The following is a 2,905-nucleotide window of genomic DNA, read 5'->3' on the forward strand; positions in this document are numbered from 1 at the left end:
GACAATTATCAATGTTTTCTAAAATTAGCATAATACACGTTATACGAAATTTAAAAAATGAGATTATCCTTATGATAATTAAAGAAATTTAAAAATTTCGTATAATCGCCATTATGTTAAATAAGTGCCTGACTTTATTGATAAGGTTAAACATTAGCAGTTAGAAAGGGTTTTCAAAAAGAATGGTAAATCGCCCAAAAATTATAAAAGTAGGAATTTTGCTTGTAGGTCTATGTTTAATTCTGATCTTTAATTCATATAAACAGAAATTGAATTATGACAATGAAATGGCAAAACAGACAACGATACTTTTCTTAAATTCACTTGCTAAACATGATCGAAAATCAGCAATCAAATATGTTTGGCCTGATGCGCAATTATATGAAGACTTAAAAAGTCCTGAAAGATTTCTTTCTTTCAAAGACTCAAAAATTTTAGAAATAATAAGAATTAATGATGATTCAGCGGAAAGTAGACCTGAGTATTATCAAGAATTTTATAAAATTATTTCAGTGATGGTAAAAGTTAAAGTCGTGCATATAGATGATGCTGGCAGTCCAGTAGGTGACTATATTTTATTTATTACTCTTGTGAAAAAATCTCCTCAATCTGATTGGCTAATTACAGGATTGGGTAGTGGGCCTTAAGCTAATAATTATTTATTTTCCCTAAAATTAACATAATACACCTTATACGAAACTAAAAATGGGAGCCTATAGCTCCCATTTTTTATGGATGATTTTTTAGTTCATTCAGCATGGCATCACGCAGAATCTTATTCATTCTTGTCTGATAGCCTTTACCTTGGGCCTTTAGCCATTGCATTACATCTGCATCAATACGAACCGTAGTCACTTGTTTAGTAGGCTTGTAAAAAGGGTTCTGTACTGCATTTTTCCAGAAACTTTCATCAAGTTCAGGAATGTCCGAAAAGTCTATTTCACTGTCTGGGCGTTTAGCCAGGGCTTCAAGTCTTGCCTTTTGTTCTTCAGACAAAACAGGAGGATTATTCAAATCCATTTTGTAAGTAACGGTTTTGCTCATACTGTTTCCTCTCTTTTTTCTCTGCCTGTCGTGCCGAAATAATGCGGATATGATCCATCCCATTATGGTCTTGTACTGTGTGGGCCACCAATAAAACAGCTTGCCCATGTACCATACCTATCGCTTGCCAACGATATTCACCATTTTCAAAGCGATCCTGTTTATATAAGGCATGAGCATCGTAAAAAACCAATGTCGCATCTTCAAAAGCTACACCATGCTTTTTAAGGTTTATTTCTGCTTTATGCTCATCCCATGAAAACTCAATTTCCATAGTTGCATCGCTTTTTGTTAATATAAAAATGTTAATACAAAATTGTAAATTTTGCAAAATTTAGCCAATTTTTATTGGCGGAATATATCAAAACTGCTCATAAAAAAGCCGACTTGTTTCCAAGCCGGCTTTTCGACATCATCGAGCACATTATTTATAGCATAAGTTTTTGATTTTTATAAATTTCAATGTATGCATTTCGTATAATGCCCATTATGTTAAATGGATAAGGAATTGTGAAGTAGTTATCAAATTTTTTATCATTAATTCCTTATGCTTTAATATGTTCATTCTTAATAAATAATCAAATTATAAATGAAAGCATTAATAACAGTTGGTTGTAAAACCGATCATGGTGGAATCATTATTTTAGGTGATTCATCTTTTACTGTCGAAGGTAAAGCAGTACATCTTGATGGCATGACTCACTTTTGTCCTAAATGTAAGGTTCAATCACGTGCAATCGCATCTAATCAAGGTTTTATGACCGTTGGTGGAAAAAGTATTGTTGCTGTTGGTGATACTTCTAGTTGTGGATCAAGATACCTAAAGCTATCTGATCTAGCCGTGTTGAGTAATGGTTCTGGAAGTAGTTCAAGCAAATCTTCTATTTCTAGTTTTCAATCAGTAACACAACAAAATAGTTTTGTAAGTAATTTCAGTTCTAATAATAAAGTTGCAAGCTACCCATCATGTGATGAAGAAGGTAACTGTATTGAAATCGAAGAAAAACCTATACAGCCATTTACATATTTAGAAGAAACTTTTATCGCTCCTTTAAGAGTTCTTTTTGGGGGGATAAGTAAAATTGGAAAACTAGGTATTAATGGAAAGGCTCCAGTATATCCTAATGATAAAACAGCAGGAAAAGCAGCAGAAGCAATGGGATATAAAAAAACAAACTACAGAACAAAAAATGGTGCAGCAGTCTATAAAAAAGGTAATAGTTATATATCTCGAGATGTTGATGGGCATAATGGTGGGGCATGGAAAGAAGCTAGTAGTGTTGACAAGTTAAATAGTAAAAGCACTCGGAATGGAACATTTGATGTAAATATGAATAGAATCGGAGATTAAATTATATGTTGGAAAATTTTAATAGAAATATCACCTTCTTAGGCGAAGGAATCTATGATCCTAATTCTTTTATAGGCTTATGGATTGATGAGGGGGTATGGTCTGATGTTGAATATTGGAAATTAGAAAAAGATTTATTAAGTATAAATTTTCATTATTCTAATAATTCGGCAATACCCCGAGATATATTGAAAGGAGTTATGAGAATTACTCAATTAATGTTTGTTCCAGATTGGAGTGACTTTTCAATTTATAAAAAGCACGAACTATATACTTTAGATGAAGATTGGGGAATACCAACAATTTTTGATAGATATGAAAGGTTTAAATATGTATTAGGAATTTTATTTACAGATGAAATCAACTTGGATGATCAAGACTTTGGTTATGATTTGAAATCGAATTAAATTATTTAATATTCCTAAAATTAACATAATACACGTTATACGAAATTTAAAAAATGAGATTATCCTTATGATAATTAAAGAAATTTAAAAATTTCGTATAATC

Annotated in this window: 4 protein-coding genes and 2 pseudogenes; 4 read left to right on the plus strand and 2 right to left on the minus strand. The window is 31.6% G+C overall.

Going from position 1 to position 2,905, the window contains the following annotated elements:
- The first annotated feature begins 287 nt into the window (after positions 1–287).
- Complete coding sequence (locus AVJ20_RS17705) at positions 288–647, plus strand: DUF4829 domain-containing protein (protein WP_227554280.1); 360 nt, start codon at positions 288–290, stop codon at positions 645–647.
- 82 nt (positions 648–729) lie between these two features.
- Here the strand turns inward: AVJ20_RS17705 and AVJ20_RS17710 are convergent, their stop codons facing one another.
- Both AVJ20_RS17710 and AVJ20_RS17715 read right to left on the minus strand, forming a co-directional pair.
- Positions 730–1,044 (minus strand): BrnA antitoxin family protein, encoded by a 315-nt coding sequence (locus AVJ20_RS17710; RefSeq protein WP_098714789.1) that lies wholly within the window; start codon positions 1,042–1,044, stop codon positions 730–732.
- Positions 1,007–1,318, minus strand: a complete 312-nt coding sequence (locus tag AVJ20_RS17715) for a BrnT family toxin (protein ID WP_005086328.1) — start codon at positions 1,316–1,318, stop codon at positions 1,007–1,009. The genes AVJ20_RS17710 and AVJ20_RS17715 overlap by 38 nt, the downstream gene beginning before the upstream one ends.
- 315 nt (positions 1,319–1,633) lie before the next feature.
- On the opposite strand from AVJ20_RS17715, the pseudogene AVJ20_RS17720 reads away from it, so the two are divergent.
- The 3 genes and pseudogenes from AVJ20_RS17720 to AVJ20_RS17730 all read left to right on the plus strand — a co-directional run.
- Positions 1,634–1,984: pseudogene (locus AVJ20_RS17720) on the plus strand (PAAR domain-containing protein); the annotation flags it as partial.
- 216 nt (positions 1,985–2,200) lie between these two features.
- Positions 2,201–2,395: pseudogene (locus AVJ20_RS17725) on the plus strand (toxin C-terminal domain-containing protein); the annotation flags it as partial.
- Positions 2,396–2,400: 5 nt separating this feature from the next.
- On the plus strand, positions 2,401–2,802 hold the full coding sequence (locus AVJ20_RS17730) for an Imm41 family immunity protein (RefSeq protein ID WP_111886124.1): 402 nt from the start codon (positions 2,401–2,403) through the stop codon (positions 2,800–2,802).
- The last annotated feature ends 103 nt before the right edge of the window (positions 2,803–2,905 follow it).

The sequence above is a fragment of the Acinetobacter sp. CFCC 11171 genome (assembly GCF_003268405.1).
GTDB lineage: Bacteria > Pseudomonadota > Gammaproteobacteria > Pseudomonadales > Moraxellaceae > Acinetobacter > Acinetobacter amyesii.